This window comes from Terriglobus sp. ADX1 (assembly GCF_036877645.1).
Classification (GTDB): Bacteria; Acidobacteriota; Terriglobia; order Terriglobales; family Acidobacteriaceae; genus Terriglobus.
This window is the reverse complement of the sequence record NZ_JAEDXV010000005.1, coordinates 92,550-115,267: the sequence shown is the minus strand read 5'-3', so window position 1 is coordinate 115,267 and position 22,718 is coordinate 92,550. Positions and strand designations below refer to the sequence as shown.

The 22,718-nt window shown below is 58.1% G+C and carries 16 protein-coding genes; 9 read left to right on the top strand and 7 right to left on the bottom strand.

All coding sequences use genetic code 11. From position 1 onward, the window contains the following. Positions 1–137: 137 nt before the first annotated feature. Entirely contained in the window at positions 138–1,625 is a 1,488-nt protein-coding gene (locus tag JAO32_RS05255) for an outer membrane protein assembly factor BamB family protein (protein WP_334238216.1), read from the bottom strand. A gap of 274 nt (positions 1,626–1,899) precedes the next feature. Between JAO32_RS05255 and JAO32_RS05250 the strand changes: the two genes are divergently transcribed. The 5 genes from JAO32_RS05250 (at position 1,900) to JAO32_RS05230 (ending at position 5,347) form a co-directional block, all read left to right on the top strand. Continuing rightward, positions 1,900–3,177, top strand: a complete 1,278-nt coding sequence (locus JAO32_RS05250; RefSeq protein ID WP_334238215.1) for a UvrB/UvrC motif-containing protein — start codon at positions 1,900–1,902, stop codon at positions 3,175–3,177. Between the two features lie 191 nt (positions 3,178–3,368). Continuing rightward, the gene (locus tag JAO32_RS05245; RefSeq protein WP_334238321.1) at positions 3,369–3,830 is read left to right on the top strand and encodes an ABC transporter permease; all 462 of its coding nucleotides are present in this window, start codon (positions 3,369–3,371) and stop codon (positions 3,828–3,830) included. 41 nt (positions 3,831–3,871) lie between these two features. After that, on the top strand, positions 3,872–4,255 hold the full coding sequence (locus JAO32_RS05240) for an ArsR/SmtB family transcription factor (RefSeq protein ID WP_334238213.1): 384 nt from the start codon (positions 3,872–3,874) through the stop codon (positions 4,253–4,255). Then, positions 4,236–4,745, top strand: coding sequence for an SRPBCC family protein (locus tag JAO32_RS05235; RefSeq protein WP_334238212.1), 510 nt, complete (start codon positions 4,236–4,238; stop codon positions 4,743–4,745). The genes JAO32_RS05240 and JAO32_RS05235 overlap by 20 nt, the downstream gene beginning before the upstream one ends. A gap of 38 nt (positions 4,746–4,783) precedes the next feature. Beyond that, complete coding sequence (locus JAO32_RS05230) at positions 4,784–5,347, top strand: DinB family protein (protein ID WP_334238210.1); 564 nt, start codon at positions 4,784–4,786, stop codon at positions 5,345–5,347. Positions 5,348–5,410: 63 nt separating this feature from the next. On the opposite strand, the gene JAO32_RS05225 is transcribed toward JAO32_RS05230, so the two are convergent. Together JAO32_RS05225 and JAO32_RS05220 are read right to left on the bottom strand one after the other, a co-directional pair. Beyond that, positions 5,411–6,028, bottom strand: a complete 618-nt coding sequence (locus JAO32_RS05225) for a hypothetical protein (RefSeq protein WP_334238208.1) — start codon at positions 6,026–6,028, stop codon at positions 5,411–5,413. Between the two features lie 107 nt (positions 6,029–6,135). Next, the gene (locus JAO32_RS05220; protein ID WP_334238206.1) at positions 6,136–8,118 is read right to left on the bottom strand and encodes a beta-L-arabinofuranosidase domain-containing protein; all 1,983 of its coding nucleotides are present in this window, start codon (positions 8,116–8,118) and stop codon (positions 6,136–6,138) included. Between the two features lie 576 nt (positions 8,119–8,694). Between JAO32_RS05220 and JAO32_RS05215 the strand changes: the two genes are divergently transcribed. Both JAO32_RS05215 and JAO32_RS05210 read left to right on the top strand, forming a co-directional pair. Then, positions 8,695–12,066, top strand: coding sequence for an Rne/Rng family ribonuclease (locus JAO32_RS05215; RefSeq protein ID WP_334238204.1), 3,372 nt, complete (start codon positions 8,695–8,697; stop codon positions 12,064–12,066). A gap of 83 nt (positions 12,067–12,149) precedes the next feature. Further along, positions 12,150–12,977: an energy transducer TonB gene (locus JAO32_RS05210; protein WP_334238202.1), complete on the top strand. Its 828-nt coding sequence runs from the start codon at positions 12,150–12,152 to the stop codon at positions 12,975–12,977. Positions 12,978–12,989: 12 nt separating this feature from the next. On the opposite strand, the gene JAO32_RS05205 is transcribed toward JAO32_RS05210, so the two are convergent. Both JAO32_RS05205 and JAO32_RS05200 read right to left on the bottom strand, forming a co-directional pair. After that, positions 12,990–15,308 (bottom strand): GH92 family glycosyl hydrolase, encoded by a 2,319-nt coding sequence (locus JAO32_RS05205; protein WP_334238199.1) that lies wholly within the window; start codon positions 15,306–15,308, stop codon positions 12,990–12,992. Between the two features lie 111 nt (positions 15,309–15,419). Next, the gene (locus JAO32_RS05200; RefSeq protein ID WP_334238197.1) at positions 15,420–16,640 is read right to left on the bottom strand and encodes a PQQ-dependent sugar dehydrogenase; all 1,221 of its coding nucleotides are present in this window, start codon (positions 16,638–16,640) and stop codon (positions 15,420–15,422) included. 173 nt (positions 16,641–16,813) lie between these two features. Here JAO32_RS05200 and JAO32_RS05195 point away from each other — a divergent pair, with 173 nt between their 5' ends. Together JAO32_RS05195 and JAO32_RS05190 are read left to right on the top strand one after the other, a co-directional pair. Beyond that, positions 16,814–19,717, top strand: coding sequence for a glycosyl hydrolase (locus tag JAO32_RS05195; RefSeq protein WP_334238196.1), 2,904 nt, complete (start codon positions 16,814–16,816; stop codon positions 19,715–19,717). A gap of 22 nt (positions 19,718–19,739) precedes the next feature. Beyond that, positions 19,740–20,672 carry a TIGR03435 family protein gene (locus JAO32_RS05190; RefSeq protein ID WP_334238193.1) on the top strand — a complete coding sequence of 311 codons (933 nt, stop codon included), beginning with the start codon at positions 19,740–19,742 and terminating at the stop codon, positions 20,670–20,672. On the opposite strand, the gene rsmI is transcribed toward JAO32_RS05190, so the two are convergent. After that, positions 20,669–21,547, bottom strand: a complete 879-nt coding sequence (gene rsmI, locus JAO32_RS05185; protein ID WP_334238192.1) for a 16S rRNA (cytidine(1402)-2'-O)-methyltransferase — start codon at positions 21,545–21,547, stop codon at positions 20,669–20,671. The two genes, JAO32_RS05190 and rsmI, sit on opposite strands and share 4 nt — an antisense overlap. After that, positions 21,540–22,658: a CBS domain-containing protein gene (locus JAO32_RS05180; RefSeq protein ID WP_334238190.1), complete on the bottom strand. Its 1,119-nt coding sequence runs from the start codon at positions 22,656–22,658 to the stop codon at positions 21,540–21,542. The genes rsmI and JAO32_RS05180 overlap by 8 nt, the downstream gene beginning before the upstream one ends. Positions 22,659–22,718: the final 60 nt, after the last annotated feature.

Here is a 22,718-nt window from a genome sequence, read left to right as displayed (position 1 = left end):
ATGTGTCGGCGGTTGAATGCGTTGGGATTCTTCGCTCTGCTCAGAATGACGGCCTATGGCCGTTGGATCGCGCTTTGCGCGATGCCCCACATCTCAGAATCGAGACGTGGGGCACCCGTTACTTCTCGTGATGGTTTCTAATTCAAGCCGTAGATGACGATGGAGGCTGAGCCGGAGGCCATGGGCCAGGTGTTGGACTTCATGCCCGAGGTTACGGCGATGCGTTGTTTGCCTGCGATGGCGTAGCTGATGACGCCGCCGCCGATGGCTCCTCCTGTGGCTGTCTTCCATGCGATGTCGCCGGTCTTTGCATTGAAGGCGTAGAGGTTGCCGGCGAGGTCGCCTGCGAAGAGGACGTTGCCTGCGGTGGGCGTTACGCCACCAACGACGGGCGCGGGTGTGTGGAAGCTCCATGCTCCTTTACCCGTGGCTGGGTTGAATGCTTTGACCCAGCCAGTGGCTTGTGAGGGGGCATCGAAGGTGATCTTCGGTTTTGAGGTGTTGGTGCTGGTGAGGGTGGCGCACCAGTCAACGGCTCCGTTGTAGATGAGCCTGGTCACAGGTGAGTAAGCGGGGTTGCTCCATTCATTGCCGCCGAGTGTGCCGGGGCAGACGTGCGGACCGGTGGCGGTGAGTGGTGCGGTTTCGTTGCTTACGGTTGTGGCGTTGGCTGTCCATGCGGATTTGCCGGTCTTGATGTCGCCTGCGTAGATGCGGCCGTCCTTCGTGGCGGAGGCGAGCATGGCTTTGCCATTGATGGTGTAGAGCAGCGGAGCGGCGGAGACTTCCCAATCATGGAAGTCGTGCTTCACGGGAAGGTAGGTCTGTTTGACGGCGCCGGTCTTTGCGTCGAGCGCGACGGAGAAGCTGGCGTCTTCTGTGCTGCTGGGGTTGCCGCCGGGCACGTAGAGCGTGCCGGTGGATTCGTCGAGCGTGAAGGCGGTCCAGGGCGTGCCGCCTTCGTCAGCGGTGCCTTTCACTTTGGGTGCAGGGGCTGCGGGGCCGCGGGATTTGTCGTCTGCGGAGCGCGGCACCATGTACTGCTCCCATACGATCTTGCCGGTAGCAGCTTCAATGCCGTACATGCGGCCCTTGGTGGGTGCTTTGCTGCTGCCTGCGTTGCCGGTGAAGACCATGCCCTTCCATGCGAGGACCGCAGCGGAGGTGGTTTCGAGATGCTTGGGGTCGCCGAGGGAGATGTCCCATAGCTTCTTGCCAGATGCGGCGTCGTACGCGAGCAGGCGCGCATCCTGTGTGCCGCGGAAGACACGGCCGTCGGCGAAGGCTACGCCACGGTTGGTGTCGTTGGGGATGGCCATCGTGTAGTCCTCATGCGCGCGCCACTTTTCGGCGCAGGTGTTGGCGTCGATGGCGACGGTGTCGTGCGCGCTGGTGAGGTACATGGTGCCGGCGACGACGACGGGGCCGGTCTGGAAGCTGCTTTGCAGTTTGAGATCGTAACGGCAGAGCTCTTTCAGGTTCGCTGCGTTTGCCACGGTGATTTCTGTCTGCGGGGCGAAGCGCTGGCCGTTGAGTGTGCGGTTATAGCTGGGCCAGTCGGATGTGTTTTGTGCGTGGGCGGCGAAGGGCAGAAGGACGAGGCTGGCGGCGATGAGGTGACGCATGATTGTGCTTGCTCCCAGGTGCATGGCGAATGTCACGGCTGCGTTCACGACGCGGTCTGTGCGTGCTATGCGGACATGGGGATTGTAGTGCTTCGCAATGTCGTCTGCTTCCCGTCGCATCCTGGTGGCGGAAATGAATGCAGGTCCTTCAGCTGCGTTTCGCTTCGTTCAGGATGACGGTCGTTCGACCGTATGAGCTTCGCGTTGCGAAGCTGCCCCACATCTCAGGAGCGAGATGTGGGGCACGCGCCTTCGGGACAGCTAGAATCGCAGAGTGGCAGCGGAACCCATCTTCGAGCATGAGATTGCGTTTGATCCGGCGCAGGCGGCGGATGCGCTGCGGCAGTTGCCTGCGGGGCCTGCGGTGGTGGGCCTGTTTGGGCATAGTGCGACGGATCGTCCGCATCTGATGAAGAGTGCGAATGTGCGCCGGCGGTTGCAGCGTTTGCTGGAGCCAGCCGAGGGGCAGACGAAGCGGCTGAATCTGCGCGATCGGATTGCGCGGATTGCGTGGCGTGAGGCGGGCAGCGAGTTTGAGTCGTTGCTGTTGCTGTATCGCGCGATGCATCTGGCGTTTGGTGCGGATGAGGCGCGGAAGAGGATGCGGTTGTCGCCTCCGTTCACGATTCGGTTTGCGGCCGAGAATGCGTATCCGCGAATTTATGTGACGAACCATTTGCGGCGTCGTTCGTTGCAGACGACGTTTGGGCCGTTTGCTTCGCGGCTGGCAGCGGAGCGGTATTGCGAGGCGGTGGAGGAGTTGTTTCTGATTCGCCGTTGCTATATGGAGCTGCATCCTTCGGTGGATGATCCGGGTTGCATTTATGGCGAGATGAAGAAGTGCATGGCGCCGTGTCAGAAGCGTTGTACGGATGCGGAATACAGTGCGGAATGTGAGCAAGTGCTCGCATTTTTGAAGACGCGCGGAGGCTCGCGGATTGCGGCGTTGGAGGCGGAGCGCGATGAGGCTTCTGCAGCGATGGAGTTTGAGCAGGCTGCGGCGGTGCATGGGCGCATTGCGAAGGTAAAGGCCGCGGCGGCGTTTGCGGATGAGTTGGTGCAGCCGTTGAGTGAGTTGAAGGCGGTATTGGTGATGCCTTGTCCTTCGCGCGCGGACGATGATGCGCCGCATGTGGCGGTGTGGAGTTTTGCGGATGGGTGTTTCCGCGGGCCGGAACGGGTGTCTCTCTTAGGAGTGCGGTTGGTGAAGGAGCAGGCAGAGGTTGGGTCGAGCTTGTTTGCGCAGCCGATGATGCTGGCGGCTACTCCGCTTGAAGGTGGCGCTGCTGCTGCTGGTGGTTCGTCTTCTGGTTCTGCGGAGGAGCGGATGCTGGCTGCGGTTACGCGACTGTTTGATGGTAGTGGTGGCGCGAAGGATATGACGGAGCTGGGGGACCAGCTTGCGCTGCTGAAGCGCTGGTATTACCGGCCGGAGAAGCAGCGGGTGGGTGCGATCTTCTTTCCGGCGCGCGGGGAGTGGCCGGTGCGGAAGATGGTTCGGGCTGCGGGGAAGCTGGTGGCTCCTGTTGAGGCTGTTGCGAAAGCGGAATAGTTGCCAACGATAGGTTGGGTTTTCGGTATTGCAGGGTAGAGTTTTCTACGTATTTGCTATTGGTCTACTTAGCTTTCATACCGCTGGTATGCTACAGCGAAATGATCACCGTGCATCCGTTGGTGAGGGAACACCTCCGCCACAACGCTCAGCAAGCCGCGTTGAACTCGCTAGGAATAGCGCTAGCGGTGATGATGATGCTGACTTTGGCTGGAGCGTCGCTTGATCCAGCGAGCCATCCGAACAGGTTCATCGTTGCGGTACGGTTCATGGTTGTCGCGGTTGCGTGGGTGGCAACAGGAGCAACATTTCTGTTCATGGCAATCAACAGATTCTCCCAAGTCAGAGAACGCACACGGCAATTCGCAATTCTCCGAGTTTTGGGTGGATCACTCTTCTTCATCCTTACCCTCCTTTTTCAGGAGGCGCTCCTCGTCGCTTTGCCGGGAACGATTGTTGGAATGCTACTGGCCTACCTTCATGAGTGGCTGATTTCAACACTTCTGGGTGGGCTGTTTGTTTTGCAGACTCCATACAGTTTTTGGCTGCCTGCTGGAATCATTGCTGCCTCTGTGTTCTTCGCTGCGAGTGCTTGGTCCGCATGGATATCCATGCGGTTAGAGGTACTGGACGCGTTGGCCTACGAAGACTGATTTGGCGGGTCCACTGCTTTTAGCGGTAGGAAACCTTTATCTTGACAACCTGTGCACTAATCAACAACCATATGGTTGTGAATCAGTTGGACACAGCATTTGCGGCATTATCTGACCCGACGCGGCGAGCCATGGTCGAACGGCTCTCGCATGGGCCTGCGACCGTGCATGGATTGACGGAATCGTTTGAGATCTCGCAGCAGATGATTTCAAAGCATGTTGCATGCCTGGTGCGGGCGCGGATTGTGGTGAAGACGAAGCGTGGACGTGAGAGTGTGTGCACGCTTCGGCCTGAGGCGATTAAGACGGTCAGCGACTGGGCGTTTAACTATCGCAAGCTCTGGGAAGAGAGATTGGACAGGTTGGACGCGGTTGTAACTCAAATGAAGAAAGATGAGGCTCGAGATGGCAGAAAACGCGGTTAACGAAACAGAGCGGATGACGATTACGCGGGTGTTCGATGCTCCACGCGAGCTGGTTTGGAAGGCGTGGACCGATCCGAAGTATGTGATGCAGTGGTGGGGGCCGAAGGACTTTACGGCGCCTGTCTGCAAGATTGATTTTCGCGTGGGAGGGAAGGCGCTCTTCTGCATGAAGTCGCCGGATGGGCAAGAGTGTTGGAATGGGATTGAGTACATCGAGATTGTGCCGTACGAGAAGATCGTCTCGCTCATGTACTTTGCCGATGCAGAAGGAAACAAGATCGACCCTGCACAAGTGGGATACGAACATGAGGTGGTTGAAGAGGCATACGACGTGACCCTGTTTGAGGATCTTGGGGATGGCAAGACAAAACTCACGTTCATTGGCAATGAGCCTATGAAGGATGCTGCAGAGAGCGGTCAGCTTGAGGGTTGGAAGGAGATCTTCGAGAAGGTTGCTGATGTTGTGGCGGGATTGGTGCGGGCGAAGTAGGACGCTGACACTCTTGAGATTCAATCGTGGAGGAAGACATGAAACGAACAACGTTTCTTGCTATCGTCCTGCTGGCATGCGCATGGACTGCGCATGCCCAGGACGCGCCGAAACAACACATCGCCATCAAGCCTGCAGACCCGGAATTGAAGGTTGTACTTGATTCCTGGAATGAGATTGGCCGCAAGCTGACGGTGATGGCGGAAGAGTTTCCCGAGGACAAATACGACTTCAAGCCAACACCTGCGCAGCGGAGCTTTGCGGAGCAGTTACTGCATGCTGCAGGTTCCTGCTACTTCTTCACGAATCCTGTGATGGGCGTGAAGACCCAAGCAGCAGAAGACCCGAAGCGTGAGCAGTACCCGTCCAAGGCCGCTGTGGTTGCATTCGTCAAGAAAGCCTTCGCGGATGGCGCAGCCGCTATCCAAGCGAAAGGTGAGAAGGGTTTGACGACGGAAGTTGTGTATACCCCGGAGCAGAAAGCGCGCGTGATCGACATTGCCTACGGCATCATCGAACACAGCGGGGAGCACTATGGCCAACTGGTTGTGTATTACCGGTTGGCAGGTCTTGTGCCGCCGGAGTCGCGGCCTAAGCCGTAAGTATCGAGACATTCGCACACTATAGTTCTGATATTCGGTAAGCCGGAAATGCTGGTGGCTGGCTCATAGAAGTCCATATGTATAGAGGAGCTGTCCTTGCTCTGTTACGGCGAATTTGGTTCCATGCCTCGTCGCAATGCCAGCTGCGAACAATGATGCCTCGCCTGGTCTATCGGGGCCGTGATAGCCCCAAAAGCTTGTGCCCGCGATTTCTTTTAAAAATGTTTGGCTTTCGCGTCGCAACGAATCGAGGACAATCGACAAGTCTACAAATTGGTCCCAAGTCAGATGTCTGTGCACATGAGCACGGAAAAGACGAGCGAGAATTTGAGCTTTTTCTGCATCAAGCAATTTGTCGATTATGACGAGAAGGTGTTCGGTGACTCTATTTCGGAAAGCTGGGTCATTGTCGATTCGCTTACGGAAAGCTTCCGTCTCGTCGCTGTCGGATAGGTTGCTATGGAATTCTTTTAGGAAAACTAGAAGTTTTTTAACAAAGTACCTATCACGGATTGCTACTCCAGTTTTGAAAAATGCAAAAGCGGTCTTAACGATTGGAACTTCTTTAGCAATGTCGCTCGACAAAAGGTAATCCAATCCCATTTCCGCGTAGTCTTGGGCAATATCGAGGGTGGGTTCGATGAGCTCTTTAGAAAAATTGGCTTCGAGTTCGGATTTCATTGAAAGCAGTATAGAAGTCAATCTCTAATAGGCCGCAACTTAGCAAGCCTCTTGTTTGTATGTTGTAACCATCGTCTAATGGTTGTTTCACGCGTTAATCAACTTGCTTATGCCTTGATCTGCGGGAAGGCAGAGATTCTTAGTTTGGCTCCGGCGTAAGGGACTAGCGTGATGGTTTCCTGTGGGCGGGCGCTGGCGAGGTCTTTGCCTGTGAGTGGGCTTTCCGGGAGTGGGTTGGCTACGCCGTCGGTGCTGCGCCAGCGGTCGATCTGGTGAGCCGGGACTGCGATGGTGACGGCGGGTGTTGCTGTGGCGAAGGGGCGGTCGCCTACTGGTTTCTCTTCTACTTTGAGTTTGGTTGCTGCTGCTTCATCCGTGGCTAACGCGTAGTTCCAGGGGCCGGTGGGGAAGACCTGCCAGTCGGCGGTGGGTTTGCGGTCGCGGAGCTTCATCCAGCTTTGGCCGGGGTCGAGTGAGAAGAGGAGTGGGCCGCGTTCGATTGCGAGCGAGTTGTGGAACCAGCGGGTGGCTCGCGGCTGCATGGGGAGCTTGAGGGTAATGACATCGGTGGACTTCCAGTCGCGCTCGAAGGCTAGAAACCCGCCGCTGGGCAGATTGGTGCGTTTGCCTGCGAGTTCTACTGTGGTGCCGTCTGTCCACTGTGGTCCGCGGAGGTGGAGCGGGAATCGCGTTGGCTTGTCGGCGTTGATGGTGATGCGTGCGGTGTCGCGGAAGGGGTACTCGGTTTCTACCGTGATGTGGACGTTTGCGTTGCGGACTTTGGTTTTGATTTCGCACGGTGCGTAGAGGGTGATGGCGAGGCCGTCGTCGGGTGTGCTCATGGCGAGGCTGGCGACGAATTTGGGCCAGCCCTGGTGGAAGTTGGCGGTGCAGCAACCGAAGTGCGGTTCGAGGCCGTAGAGGTTGGATTCGGGGCCGTTGGTGCTCCAGGGCTTGCTGTTCAGGCTGCACTGGACCTGATTGGGTTGCTGGTCGTACTGGTGCGCCCACATGTCGTCGGTGAAGGTGCCGGGCAGGGCGTTGTAGGCGATCTTCTCGATACGGTCTGCGATAGTGGCGTCGCCGAAGGTGCTGAGGGCGACTTCGAGCGAGAACATGGTTTCGACGACGGTGCAGAGTTCGGTGCCCTGGACAGGGCTGGGGCCAGCGAGGTGCTCGTCGCAGCTGAACATGCCGTTGGGCAGGCCGTGGTACTTGTCGAGATTCCCGATCTGCATGCGGAAGTTGTCGAGCTCCTGCTGCCTGTTGCCGTTGGAGCGGTATTGGACGGCGGCGGTTTTGAGTGCCATGCCGTTGTTGACGCCGTGGGCCTGCATGGCTCGCTCAGGCAGGGGCGAGTCGAAGCCTTGGGGGCCGAGGATGGTTTTATCCGTGGCTTTTTCGAAGGGGAAGTTGCGGAACTCGGCGGTCCAGTCGAAGCCCTGTTTTTGCAGGAGTGCGGCGAGGCGGGGGAGTTCGGGATCGTGCGTCTGGTCGTAGAGCCACTGGACGCCGTAGGCGGCGTCCTGCCAGCGGTAGAGTCCCCAGCTTTGCAGTGGGCGTGTGGGTAGTTCCGCTAGCTGGTGGTGGAAGTACTTTGTGAGAACGTCGGGGACGCGTTTGTCGCCGGTGGCCTCGTAGTGCTGAATGAGGACTTTGACCATGACCATGCGGGGCCACCAGTCGTTATTGCTGGCGGGGCCGATCATACCGTTGGGCTGCTGGTGGGTGAGTGTCCATTCGATCCAGCGGTTGGCTTTGGTTTTGAGTTTGGGGTCGTCGAGCAGGATGGCGAGCGGGTAGAGGCCGTCGAGGAAGTAGGGGCCGCGCTCCCAGCTTTCGCCGGTGCGGCCTAGCCATCCGCTGTTATTGCTGACGTCGGGCCAGAACTCGTCGAGATGGCCACCCATGCCGTCGGCCTGAACTTGAAGTTGGCGGCGGAGCCAGCCGGTGGGTTTGATTTCGCCGAGGGGGAGCGGCTGGAAGACTGCGGGGGCCAGCTTTTGTGCCTGCGCGAGGCCGCTGGGGAGCATGGTTGCGGCGGCGGAAAGGGTGCCTAGTTTCAGGGCGTCGCGGCGGGAGAGATTCATAGCTGGCAGTGATTCCTTCGACGAGAAGGGTAGCGCCGGATTTATAGGCCTGTCACCCGGTAGCCAGAAACGGTGTGGGTGTTGCACAATAAAGGCAGGTTTTACTCCGTCTGCTGGCGCGTCTCGCCGCCGCCGGGGAAGTGTAGCCGCTGACGTGCGCAAAGGTCGCCGGGGCGGTTGAACAAAGTTTAGTTGTAACGAATTGCAAGCTGCCGGTTACGGGCCATTGGGTCACGAAGGGCGGCTGGGTATCAGGTTCTGAACTACAGCAGTTGCTTCGCCGGACGGTAAACGGCCCCGCCTCCACCCCTTTGTAACGGAGGCAAGCGTGGTCACAAATCCGGAAAAGCAGTTGATACGAAGAGGCTTTGCAGGAATGCATCACTGGTCGCATACAAAAGTTCCATCACCACCCGGAGGGCGTTTTGGCGCTCGTTCGGGGGAGCTTGTGCTGCGCCCGGATGGCCTTGGTTCGGATTCCACCCTGCCGTTTGGGATTGTTTCGCGCTAAGACTAGCGCGGCTCCCGCACTGACCTGAAGTCTCTCGTAACCGTTGGCGGAAACGAGCAGGACACATGTCGAAGGAAATTTATATCTCCACAACGCCGCATGAGACGCGGCTGGCCATCGTCGAAGACGAGCAACTGGCGGAGATTTACTACGAGCGCGAGAACGAATACACACTCGCTGGATCTATCTACAACGGAAAAGTAACGCGCGTGCTGCCAGGCATGCAGTCGGCGTTTGTCGACATCGGCCTGGAGCGCGATGCCTTCCTGTATGTCACGGACTTCATGGAAGAGCAGGGTGACTCCGCGGATTTCGATTCGGCCGAGAGCAACGCTGGCGGTGGCCGTCGTGGTGGACGCGAGCGCGGTGGGCGTGATCGTGGTGGACGGGATCGTGAGCGGGGTGGCGAGCGTCGCCAGGCTCCGGAGGCTTCCGCAGAAACTGAGAGCACCGTTTCATTTGATGAGCCGATTGCACCTTCGCCGACCGAAGGCGTGGGCAGCATCGATGCAGAATCGACGGGAGGCAGCCGCCGTTGGCGCGGTCGCCGTGGCCGTCGTCGTGGCCGTGGTCGTGGTGAGTCGCCTGAGGTAACGGCAACGACTGCGGATGCAGAATCGGTGACGATTGAAGGCGGCTACGACGAGGACGAAGAGACGACTTCATTCGACGCCGCTGCTGAGAGCAGCCCGATTGAGATTGATCTTTCCGCTGAGGCGGAAGCGCCTACGGAGGGTTACACCCCGAGCCAGGGTCGTGGTCGTCGGGATGATCGCCGTGGTGGTCGCAGTGGACGGGATCGCCGTGGTCGTAATGGTGGACGTGACCGTGATCGTGGTGAGCGCAGCAGCCGTTCGGCAGATGCTCCGCCGTATGACAACAGCTATGCGGGATACGATGCACCGGAAGAGTTTCTGCCGGAGCCGACCGGTGAGCCGATTGTGCTGCCGGGCGAGTCGATCCGCAAGTATCGTGACCCTGCCGAAGTTGCCGCAGAAGAAGAAGAGGCGCGGAAGAATGCGCCGCCGAAGCCTGAGGTGGTGACGGTTTCTACACCGTTGATTGAGATTGTGGGCTGGGATGGTGGTGCGGTGCTGCCGGGCGAGACGCTGTCGCGCCACAAGAACCGCAAGCCGAAGGAAGTTGCTCCTGTTGTAGAAGCTGCGGAACCTGCACTGTCGCCGGAAGTAGAAGAGGCGCTGAGTGAAGATGCTGGCGCGGCGTTTGATTCTGTGCCAGTTACTCCGATTGCAGAAGATGCAGAGCCGGTGGCGCCAGAGGCGGAGTTTGAAGTGGCGTCCGTTGAGGTGGTCGAGGTTGCTGAGCCTGCTGAGTACGAACCGGTTGAAGGAGAAAGCGCGAGTGTGAAGGATGAAACTCGCCGCGATCTTCGCCGCTTTGAGCAGGAGCCGGATAAGCCGGAGATTTCTGCTGAGGCAGAGGCAATCATCGAAGCCGAGACGGACAAGATTGCCGAAGAAGCGGATGCAACCGAAGAAGTTGAATTTGTTGCGGAAGAGCCTGCGGAGACTGTGGCTGCAGAAGAGGCCATTGCGTCGGGAGCAGAAACCGACCCCACTACCTATGATCTGCACGCAGAGACGAATACTGCAGCGGAGCCGAACTTCACTACGCTGCAGGCATCGGGTGAGTTGCTGTCCGTGACTGCGGGTGTGGAGGAGCAGGGCGTAGCGCCAATTGCACAGCAGGACATTTATGAGCCTGCAGCACCTGTAGCCGTTGAAGGTGCTGTGCAGTCTGTGACGCTGGCCGAAGCAGAGACCACGCCGGAGCCAGTGGAGTTTGAAGAAGAGTTCCAGCCGCAGATTCATGCGTATGGCGATGGCGACTTCCACGAAGAAGAGATCGACGAGGAAGACGAGTTCGAGTACGAGGCGCTGGCCGGGAACGCGGACGACGAGGAAGACGAGTACGAAGAAGAGACTCTGGAGGATTCCGCAGACCTGGGCGGCGTGCTGCACGAGATGCATCTGGATCGCGAAGTGCCGAGCGAGGACTTTGACGAGGAAGAAGATGCCAGCGGCGGATTCACCGAGGCGGACTTTGCTGGTGGCGATGAAGACGAGGACGAAGATGCTTCCGAGTCTTCAACCAGCGAGCCGCGGCAGGAGCGCACTGAGCGCAGCCGCCGTGGTGGGCGTGATCGTCGCGGAGGCCGTAACAGCGGTGGTGATCGCGGACGTGGACGTCGTCAGTCTGTGCAGACGCAGGATCTGCCGGCGATCAACGAACTGTTGAAGCCGGGCCAGGAGATTCTGGTTCAGATTGCGAAGGAACCGATTGCGAAGAAGGGTGCGCGTATTACGTCGCACATTGCGCTGCCGGGACGCTTCCTGGTGTTCATGCCTACGGTGAATCACACGGGCGTATCGCGCAAGATTTCTTCGGATGAAGAGCGTCGTCGCTTGAAGTCGATTCTGCTTTCAGAGAAGGGCGATGCGCAGGGTGGATTCATTGTGCGTACGGCTGCGGATGGCGCAAGCGAAGAAGAGTTGCGTACGGATCTGCGCTTCCTGATCCAGATCTGGAATGACATCAAGCAGCGGTCGGAGACGTCGAAGTCGCCTGCGCTGATCTATCACGATCTGAACCTGGTGGAGCGTATTCTGCGTGACCAGGTGACGGATAACTTCTCTGCAATCTGGGTGGATACGGAGCAGGAGTATGAGCGCGTGCTGCGCTTTCTGCAGCGCTTTCAGCCGTCGCTGGTGCGTCGTGTGAAGCTGTACACGAAGGAGACGCCGGTCTTTGAACACTTCGGTATTACGCAGGAGATTGATAAGGCGCTGAAGTCGAAGGTGTGGCTGAAGTCGGGTGGATCGATTGTGATCAACCAGACGGAAGCGCTGGTGGCGATCGACATTAACACCGGTAAGTATGTTGGTAAGACGGCTCGCCTGGAAGACACGATTGTGAAGACGAACCTGGATGCGATTCCGGAGATTGTCCGTCAGATTCGTCTGCGCGATCTGGGCGGCATCATCGTGATCGACTTCATTGACATGGATGACCGTAAGAATCGTGCGAAGGTGCTGCAGGCACTGGAAGACGAGATGAAGACGGATCGTGCGCCATCGAAGATTCTGCCGTTCAACGATTTCGGTCTTGTCATTATGACGCGCAAGCGCGTGAAGCAGAGCCTGGAACGTACGCTGTGCATTCCTGATCCGATCACCGAAGGCACGGGCATGATCAAGTCGCCGGTGACGGTGGCAAACGAAATCTATGTGGAGATGCGAAAGATGCATCGCCACCTGGAGAAGCAGGATGTTCTGCTGCGTGTGCATCCGGAAGTGGTGAAGACGCTGAAGGCGAACAATGCGAAGCGACTGGTGGAGCTGGAAGAGATGACGCGGAAGACGATTCTGCTGAAGAGCGATCCTTCACTTAGCCCAGAGGCGTTTGATATCCACTAATTGTTTTGTATGTGGGAGTACCTAAAAGCGGGAGCACAATGCTCCCGCTTTTCATTTGTTTGTTTGTGAGGGACTATTTCGCTATGCTTCGTTCCGTATTTTGTTTGTTGCTGTTTGTTCTGCCAGCCGCTGCGCAAGAATCTGCTGCATTTGTGGCCTTTCGAAATCACATCGTGAATCAGCCTCGAGTACTTACGGATTACAGCGCAGATAAAGAGCGCAAGTATGAGTTTCGAGCGGAGGAGCTGTCAGCGAAGGAACCTTTCCTGCATGAGTTTGGTTTTTTCACCGCAAATCAAGTCACGCTTCATGGCGATACTGTTTCTCTCAAAGGAGAGAGAGCGGCCATCATACGGAATCCCTCTACGCACGGTTTAGCGGCGGCGGGGATTCAGTCTCCCATGTCGATCAGTGTGGTCGTCAAAGACGGGACAGTTGATGAGGCATTGCCTGCAATTGAGAAACTTCTATTCTGGTCTTCGCTCGACGAAGCAGTTTCTTCTATCCCGGATTATGTCGCGAAGAATGTCCCGGGGAACTATGTTTCCAAGACACAGACAGTTGCGATGTGTACGGACTGTGGTCCTGGGAAGCATGTCCCAAAGAGCGACGGGATTGTGAAGCTGGATGTGAAGGAAGGAGTGATTCCTCCTAAGCTCACTCATCAGGTAGATCCCGAAATTCCAGCAAGCGCACATAAAGAAAAGCCCACACGAACCAGCGTAAGGATTGGCTTGACGGTAGGCTCGGATGGTAAACCCACTGAGTTATGGGTAATCCTTCCGGCAGCGAGTGACTACGCCCTTGAAGCCGCTAAGGCGGTATCACAATATCGATTCGAGCCTGCACGGAAGGATAGGAAGAAAGTTGCGGTGCGCCTCAATATTGAGGTCTATTTTGAAACCTTTTAGCGACGATCTTTACTACTTCGTACAGAGTTTGAAGCCGGGGTCGGACATGGAGGGGGGCAGTGTTTGCTTGCCCCATGTTGCGCTTGGTGCTGAGCCCATGGTGAGGATGAGTTCGCCTCCGTTGGCGATGTCGGCGTGGCGGAACCATGTGTTGTGGAGCGGTTTGCCGTTGAGTGTGGCGGATTGGATGTAGCGGTTCAGGCCGTCTTCGCCTGCGTTTTTCGCCACGATGTGCAGTGTCTTGCCGTTGCCGACGGCGATGGTGGCATCAGGGATGGCGGGTGTGCCGAGGATGTAGACGTCCTGGCCTGCGACGGGATAGAAGCCCAGTGTGTTGAAGATGAGCCAGCTCGACATGGCGCCGGAGTCGTCGTTGCCGGGGATGCCGCTGCGTGTGTCGCTGAACCATTTCTCCAGTGTGAGACGGAGTACGTCTGCGGTGTGATCGGGATGGTTTGACCAGGCGTAGAGCATGGGCAGAAGGAAACCGGGTTCGTTGCTGACGTCGTAGTGGCCGTGGGTGAAGGTGTAGTCGAGGCGGCGGGTGAATTCTTCCGGGCCGCCTGAGAGTTCGACGATGCGCTTCATGTCCTGCGGTGCATAGAGCGAATAGGTCCACTCATCGCCTTCGTAGAAAAAGCTCCACCACGATCCGCGTGTGTCTTTGTTTGGTGCTGCCCATGTGCCATCTGGATTCTTTGGACGGATGAAGCCTTTGAAGCCGGGAACACTGCGTTTGGCGCGGGGATTTGCGTCTGCGCCTTCTTCCAGATTCTTGTCCCAGAGGTTTTCAAAGTTGTGGGCGCGGGCGAGGTACTTCTTTGCAACGTCGTCTTTGCCAAGGCCACATGCTACTTCGGCGATGGAGAAGTCGTCGTTGCTGTATTCGACGGTGCGGGAGCCTGCGCGTTCATCTTTGGTAGTTACGTAACCTAACTTGTTGTAGTCTGCGATGCCGCCGCGGCCTTCCTTCTGCAGATCGGCGGGAGTGACCTCCGCATTCTTAATCATGGCTTGCAGAGCGGTGTTCCAGTCGATGCCGGGCAGATGTTTCACGTAGGCGTCGGCCACCATAACGTCGGTGTTGCTGCCGCCTTGTGTGCGTCCGGTGACGTTGCCGCTGCGTGCGTCGGGCATGTAGCCGTCGTGCTGATAGATGTTCAGCAGCGAGCGTACGAGGTCGCGTTCACGGTCGGGCGCGACGAGTGTGAGGAAGGGTGCGGAGGAGCGGAAGGTGTCCCATACGGCGTAGTAATCGTCGTAGTAGGGCTCGGTGGATTGCCACAGTGGGTTCTCGCCGGTGCGGTCTACGGGCATCATCATGGTGTGGTAGATGGCCGTGTAGATCATGCGGCGCTGCTTCTCCGTTGCGCCGTTGAGACGGATGGTGTCGAGTTGTTTCTGCCATTGCGCTACGACATTGCGGCGCGCGGTGTCGAGGTCGTAGTTCGGCATTTCTTCACGCAGGTTGTTGCGTGCCTGATCGATGGAGACGAAGGAGATGCCGACCCGCACGTGGATCTGCTGTTGCGCGCGTGTTTTGAAATCGAGGATGGCGCCGATGGGTGTTTCCGCATTGACCGTTGCGTCGTGGTCGTTCGTGATGCGGATGGTGGTGGTGTCAGGGATGCCGTCTTTCCACGGGTTGGTGCCGTTGCCGGTCCATGTGCGTGCGGCGGTGACGGGTGCGTCGGTTTGCAGGACGAAGTAGACGCGGTATTCGCCGCCGCGATTCCATCCGCCGCTATAACGGCCAATGCCGGTGATCTCATGCAGATTGGTGACGTGGACTTCGCCGCCGACGAAGCGTTGATCTTCCCATCCCTGCGAGTTGCCCCGCGAGAGGCAGTGTTCCAGATCGAGCGTGAGGTGCGCATTTTGCGATGCGGGGAAGGTGTAGCGATGAATGCCGGTGCGGCGTGTGGAGGAGAGTTCGGCGCGGATGTTGTAGCGGGTGAGTGTGGCGGCGTAATAGCCGGGTTGTGCAACTTCTTTTTCGCGCGGCGATGCGATGGCGAGTGGAGTGACGTCGCCCGTTGTGGGCATGACGAGGATGTTGCCGTACTTGCCCTGCGCGCCGCTGAGGTGCGTGTGGCTGAAGCCGAGGATGTTGCCGCTGGACGAGTAGCCAAAGCCCGAGGGCTTGTGGTCAAACGTCTCCATATCCGGGCCGAGCTTGACCATGCCGAAGGGGATGGCGGAGCCGATGAAGGTGTTCCCGCCCCAGTCAACGCCGATGTACGGATCGACGTACGAGGTAAGCGGCTTTGGCTGCTGCGCGTGAAGCGTGGAGGCAAAGAGGAGCGCGAGGGCGAGAGTCTGCTTCATCATGGCGGGTCTTGAGAAGGGTACAACTTTGCGATGACGTTTGTGCTTGCAGCAAAAGTGCCCACACCTCAGGGATTGAGATCTGGGCACTTTATTGATTCGGTTCTTGCTGGCTTACTTGGGGGTTACGCGGTAGACGCCGCCCTTTGCGTCGTCTTCGAGGAACCAGAGTGCGCCATCCGGAGCTTCTTCTACATCGCGGATGCGCTTGCCCACATCCCAACGCTCTGCCGGTTTTGCTGTGGAGCCGTTGATAATGATGCGGTTGAGCGTGTGTGTCGCCATGCCGCCCATTAGCAAGCTGCCATCCCACTGCGGGAACATCTTGCCCTTGTAGAACATGATGTTGCCGGGAGCGATGATGGGTGTCCAGTAGATGACGGGCTTCTGCAGATCAGGGCGCGTGTCCGGGCTGGGGATGGGCACACCGTTGTAGTTCACAGCGTAGGAGACGAGTGGCCAGCCGTAGTTCTTGCCCTTTTCGATGAGGTTCAGCTCGTCGCCACCGCGGGGACCGTGCTCGGCTTCCCACAGTTTGCCGTCGGGAGCAAAGGCGAGGCCGTAGGGTGTGCGGTGGCCGCTGGTCCACGTTTCAGACGGCGTGAGGTTGGGGCCGGGGAAGGTGTAGTCGCGGACCTTGGGTGCGGTCTTGGCGGCTTCGGTGTCCGACGGCGGGTCAATCACAGGAACAGTTGCTGCGCCGGTTTTGCCAGCCCAGGGGTTACCGGGTGCAGGTTTGCCGTCGAGCGTGAGGCGAAGGATTTTGCCCAGGGGCTGATTAGGATCCTGCGCGGGTGTCATGCGCTGGCGTTCGCCCACGGTTAGGTAGAGGAACTTTTTGTCAGGCGAGAATGCGATCTGCGCGCCGAACTGGCCGCCGAGTCCGCGCTCACCGTCGCGCCAGATGACCTTCAGGTCTTCAAGGCTGGCGGCGTTGGGCTTCAGGTCGAGGCGGGCTTTTGCCAGCGCGAGGCTGGATCCGCCGGGTTCACCGGGCTCAGAGTAGGTGAGATAGACGCTGTGGTCCTTCGCATAGAACGGCGAAAGGAAGACGCCGAGCTGGCCGCCCTGGCCCTTGTACAGGACTGGCGGGACATTGGCGACGGGGATGCTTTCACCCTTCTGCGTCATGAGGACCATGCCTCCGACTTTTTCCGTGATGAGCATGCGGCCGTCTGGCAGGAAGGCGATGCGCCAGGGGTAGCGGAGCGTGGCCACCTGGGTCATGGTGAAGGGCAGGCTGGCCTCGGGCTTCTGTTCGCCTGCGTTGATCTGTGCCAGGGCAGGCTGGAGCGCGGATGCCAGCAGCAATCCTGTAAGTGCAAACCGTTTCATGGGTTCCTTCCTTTGTGGGGACGTTCACGGTGAAAGATGGACGAACACAAGGATACGATGCACGTTGTTTTCTGTGCATGAAAGATTGCGCCGTTTGCGAATGCGAGAAATTGATTCACGAAGCTGTGTGAGGTCACTTAGGATGGGGTGCCTCACAGGAGATGGTCAGGGTTATGGGTTCTCGCTTTACATGGTTGGACTTGGGAATGCTGGGATTGGGTGTTCTTGTTCCGGGAATTGCGATGGCACAGGCTGCAACGGCGGGAACGAATCAGGCGTGGACGCGATGGAATCCGGTGACGCCGCTGACGGCCCAAAGCTTTGCGCATCCGTCGATGTCAGACAGACCCTGGGTGCGCATGAATACACCGGATGGGCTGACCTCTGATGAGTTGAAGGCAGAAGTGGATGCGATGGCAGCGTCGGGCATTGGTGGTGTGGAGATTGGACAGGGCACATTTCCAGCGACACCGCAGTTGATTGCGATTCTGCAGGAGGCGAATCGCAAGGGGCTGAAGGTGAGTTTGAGTCATGGATCGACGACTGCTCCGAAGGGCTACAGCCTGGATGAAGACAATGTGCGCAAGACGCTGTTGTTTACAGCGTCAGATGTGAAGGGTGGGCAGACTGCGGAGGTGACGTTCAAAGCTCCGTTGCCGCCGGTGAATCGTGGATTTGGTGGAGGCGGTGGTGGTGGGCGGCCCGCGCCTCCTCCGCAGCCGCGCAGAAGCACGTTGATTGCGGTGATGGCGTACAAGTGTGTGTCGTCGTGCGATAGCGGCGTGGCCACGCTGGATTTTTCTTCGGCTGTGGATGTGACGTCTCAAATTACGGGCAAGGATGCTGCTGGAGTGGGTGGTGGGCCTACTACTGGCAAGCTTGCTTGGAAGGCTCCAAGTGAGGGTGATTGGAAGATCATTGCGTTCTGGTCACAGGGCGCGAATGCACAACCTGATCTGTTTAGCAAGGCAGGCACGGATGAGTTGATTCGCGGCATGGAGTCGGACTGGACGCCGGATGTGAAGGCGCTGCTGAGGGCGAATGGTGGGGATATTTTTTATGACTCGCATTCGGCGGATCGCGGCAGCCCGACAGAGTTATGGACGAACAACATGGAGGCGGAGTTCAAGGAGCTGCGTGGGTATTCGCTGCTGCAGAGCGCGGCGGCTTTGTTCCCGCAGAACTTTATGTTCAGTGATGGCAGCGCGGAGCGTGTGCGCAATGATCTGAATGCGATGCGCACGCAGTTGTGGATTGAGAACCATCTGAAGCCGATGCGCGCGTGGGCGCATGGTTACAATCTGCGTTTGCGCTTGCAGCCTTATGGTGAAGTGGTTGCCACGACGCCAGACGAGATTGAGGCGGCGAGTGTGTTGGATAGGCCTGAGACGGAGTCGCTGTTCTTTGGCGATGAGGTGGATAGCTTTCTGCCGATTGCTGCGGCGAATCACATGACGGGCAACACTTGGTATTCGACGGAGTGCTGCGCTGCTGTGTCGAAGGCGTATGCGCAGACGTTTCAGGATGCGGTGATCCGCATGCATCGCGAATATGTGGCGGGCGTTACGAAGCTGGTGTATCACGTGTATCCGTATCGCGATGCGAAGGATGCGAAGTGGCCCGGTTATCACTCGTTTGGTTCTGCAGGATTTTCAAATGCGTGGGGGCCGCGCAATCCGAATTGGATTGATGCGAATACGTACAACGATTACTTTGCGCGAACGCAGCAGGTGTTGACGCAGGGAACGGCGAAGGTGGATGTTGCCGTGTACATGCTGAGCTATACGTTTCCGCAGCCGATGCAGGTGAAGGGTGGCTTTCACATCTGGCCGGATACAAAGTTGCAGGAGGCTGGATTTACGCGGGATTATCTTGATCCGGCGTTGCTGGCGATGCCGAGTGCAGTGGTGACGAATCACGTGTTGGCTGCGAATAAAGCGGCGTACAAAGTGCTGATCCTGGATGGAGAGCAGCAGCCGGATGCTAATCCGGAACGGGATGAGATGCCGTTGGCAACGGCGCAGAGAATTCTTGCATTGGCGAAAGCAGGATTGCCGATCATCGTTGTGGGTAAAGCGCCAGATCATGTGCCGGGACGCGACACGAAAGATGATGCTGCGGTGAAATCGGCGATGGATGCGTTGATGCAGTTGAAGAATGTGCATCGCGTAACGCATGAGGGCGATGTGCCCGCGTTATTGTTGTCGCTGGGCATTCATCCGTCGGCAGAGCCGGAAGCTCCTTCGCAGGTGTTGAGTTTGCGACGTGAGGATGCAGCACGTGGCGTGCAGTATTACTTCTTCTACAACCAGCAGGAGGTTACGCCGCCGGGTGAGCCTGCAAACTTGTTTGAGCTGGCGGGGACGAAGGTGTTTGACGGCAAGGTGACGCTGCACGGGCAAGGAAAGCCGTACGTGCTGGATGCGTGGAGCGGTGCGATTGTGCCGTTGCAAGGATATGAGGCGGTGCCGGGTGGAGTGCGTGTGCCGTTGCATATAGCCGCGGATGATGCGGTGATGATTGCGTTAAGCAAGTTGCCACTGACTTCGTCGGTTGCCGGTGCGGTAGTGACTGCTTTTGGTGCGGGTAAGACGATGGACCTTACGGGCGCGCGTTGGCACCTGGCAGTGGAAGATTGGAAGCCTGCTGTGAAATATGGTGCGACAGGTGTAGAGGCGACGCAGACATCGAAGGATGCGATTCCTGTGGAGTTGGAAGGGCTTAAGTCGTGGAGAAAAATTCCGGGATTGGCGGATGTGAGTGGCGTTGGCACTTACACAACCACGTTGAATCTTCCTGACGATTGGAAGGCCGGGAGGTCTTCCGTATTGCGGTTGGGTGAGGTGATGGATTCGTTCCAGTTGAAGGTGAATGGCAAGGCTGTGCCTGCGAACCAGATCAGTGCTGCGGTGGAAGTTGGCAGGTATCTGCATGCAGGGGCGAACACAATTGAAGTGCGTGTGGCGACGACACTGAACAATCGGTTGTCGCAACTGGATACGGATGTACGCAAGCGGAAGATTGTGCAGGAGTATGGATTGATTGGGCCGGTGGTGTTGGAGACGGCGGCGAAGTAGTCATGGAGTATACTTCGCAACTATGAAGTACTACCCTATGCAGTTCGCTACATTGGTATCTGCAATCACCCTCAGCGTTGGTGTGTTTGCGCAGAGTGGGGCAACACCGGTGTTTGATGTTGCATCGGTGCGGCCGAGCAAGGCGGGCGCTGCGCAGCGTTCGAATGTGCCGCTGGATTCAGGGAATGTGTACAGCACGGTGAGTGCGGATGATGTTCGTACGGCTGCGGGTGGGTACTTTGTTGCTACGCATCAACCGCTGTGGCGCTACATCTCATTTGCGTATAAGTTGTCGGGTACGCAGGAGCTTTCGTTTCGCTTCAATATGTTCTCCGGTGCACCGAAATCAGGCGCGCCTTTCTGGGTGACGGGTGGGTTTGATTCACCGCCGGAGTTCTTCGATATCTCTGCGCGTGCGCCCGCGGATGCGACGATCGACCAGATGCGGCTGATGATGCAGTCGTTGTTGGCGGAGCGTTTTCATCTGCAAATGCACACAGTAGAAGCGGATGCCCCCGTGTTTGCGCTAGTGCTGGAGAAGGATGGAGTGACCGGGCCAAAGCTGCAACCGCATCCGGTTTCGGATACATGCAGTGCTCCCGTTTCTGATCTGCCGCCGGTGTGTGGTGTTGTTGCGCATGTCGCTTCCACTACGCCGGGGCAGCATTACGGCGGGCGCGGCGTTTCTCTTTCTTTGTTTGCGAACTCCATTCAGACGATGACGGGCATTGCGGCAGTGCCTCGGCCCGTGGTGGATCAGACAGGTTTAACGGGGCTGTACGACTTTCATCTGACGTGGGTGCATGATGCCGCGAGTGGAGATGCAGGTGTGGTAGATAACTCTGCGAACTTTCGCGATGCGTTGAAGCAGCAGTTGGGATTGAAGCTGAAGAATGCGCGTGCGTCGATTCGGTTTTTGATCGTGGATCGTGTGGAGCGGCCTACGGAGAATTAGCGTTTGCCGCGAGTGCGTTGCCATTCGCGGTAGGCTTCGCTTTTGCCGATGCCGAGGTCTTTGGCGACTTGTTTGAGCGCATCCTTTTCGCTGATGCCGTTGCCGATGAGGCGGCGGACCTGGTCGGCGAGGCTGGCGTTGGATTCGCTTTGTTCGTTGAGAAGTTTTCCATAGAGCAGCAGCACCATTTCGCCGCGAATGTTTTCGCGCGACTGCACTGTGGTGCGGACCTCGCTTGCGGTGCCGCGTAGAAATTCTTCGTGCAGTTTCGTGAGTTCGCGTGCGAGTGCGATGGGGTGCTGGGGGCCGAAGACTGCTTCTACGTCGCTCAGTGTTTCTGCGATGCGGTGTGGTGTTTCGTAGAAAATTTGTGTTGCGGATTCTTGTGCAGCTTTGAGCTTGTCTCGCAGGGATTCGAGGATGGTGCGGCGCTCGCCAGCTTTGGAAGGCAGGAAACCGTGGAAGGCAAATTGTTCTGTGGGCAGGCCACTGGCGGTAAGTGCGCTGAGGACCGCGTTGGCTCCGGGTACGGGATAGACCGCGATGTTTGCCTCGATCGCGGCGCGCACGATTTCTTCGCCGGGGTCGGCAATGCCGGGCATGCCTGCGTCGCTTACGACAGCGATGCGCGCGCCTTCACGGAGCGCGTTGACGAGTTCTTCGGAACGGCCGCGTTCGTTGTGCAGGTGATAGCTGACGGTGGGCGTGGTGATGCCGAAGTGGTTCAGCAGCTTCTGCGTCTGGCGTGTGTCTTCGCAGGCGATACGGTCTGCGCTGCGCAGAATGCGTAGGGCGCGCAGTGTGATGTCTTCGAGATTACCGATTGGCGTGGCGACGAGATAGAGGCCGGGTGCGAGTGGTGCGTCGTTACTCATCGTCGCCAGACCTTGCTGCGGCCAGTTCGGTGACGCGTCGTGCATTGCCCAGCATGGACATGGATTGCGTGAGGCTGTTGGGCGTGAGGATGCCAACAAGTTTTTCTTCGCGCATGACGGAGACAAGTTGCGCATCGCGATTCTTCTGCATGCGCTCCAGCGCGGGCAGCAGAAGGTCTTCGGCGGAGACAACTTCGACAGTACGTGTCATCACGCCCTGCACGTATCCATTGCCGTCGGCACGGAGAGCTTGCGCGAGTGTGTCGCGATGGATGGAACCAACGAGGATGGGGCCGCGCACCACGGGGAAAACATCCTGCAGAGAATGGACGCTGCGACGGAGCGCGTCTTCCAGCGTGTCGGACGCGGAGAGCGTGGCGAAGTCAGTGAGCATGACTTCTGCTGCGGTAACCGTGCCTGCGGCTTGTTGGCCAAGGCGGGTGATCGCGTCGCCACGGCTGGACAGCAGCAGTGAGCAACCCATGACGATGAGCCACGCATTCGTGAGCGCTGCGCCAAGGATGATGAGTACGAGCGCGATGGCGTGAGAGAGGCCTGCGGAGGCGCGCACGCCGGAATCGTTGCCGCGGATACGGCGGAACTGACGGCGTAGGACGATACCCGAGTCGAGAGGCCACGCGGGTAGAAGATGCAGACCACCGAGCAGTACCTGTGCCCAGATGGCGGAACGCAGAAGATGTTGCGGCGTAACCCACGGCTGCGCGAAGAGATTGATGGCAGGTGTGGCGGCGTACATCAGCAACGCCATAGTGATGCCTACGGCGAAATTGGAGAGTGGGCCGGAGAGAGCGATGAAGCGTTCGCTGCGTGTGCTGGCGTTGAGAGAACGCTCTTCGGTAGGCGCAGAACCGGTGGGGAGCAGCATCAGGCGGTCGACGGCGAATCCTGCGGATGCGGTGGCGAGTCCATGACCCACTTCACGCACAATCACGGCTGAGAGCAGAAGCAGCCAAAGGCCGAAGCCACGCATGCCGCTGCCGTCCAAGAGCGAGGACAGCATGATGATGATGGGCAATGAGAGAACGAAGATGGCGTGGAGACGAACCTCAACGCCGAAGTATTTGCCCAGAGTGATCGACCATCCACGCATGTTGGATTGATTGTAGTTTCTTTCAGGGAACAGGGAACAGGGAACAGGGAACAGGGTATT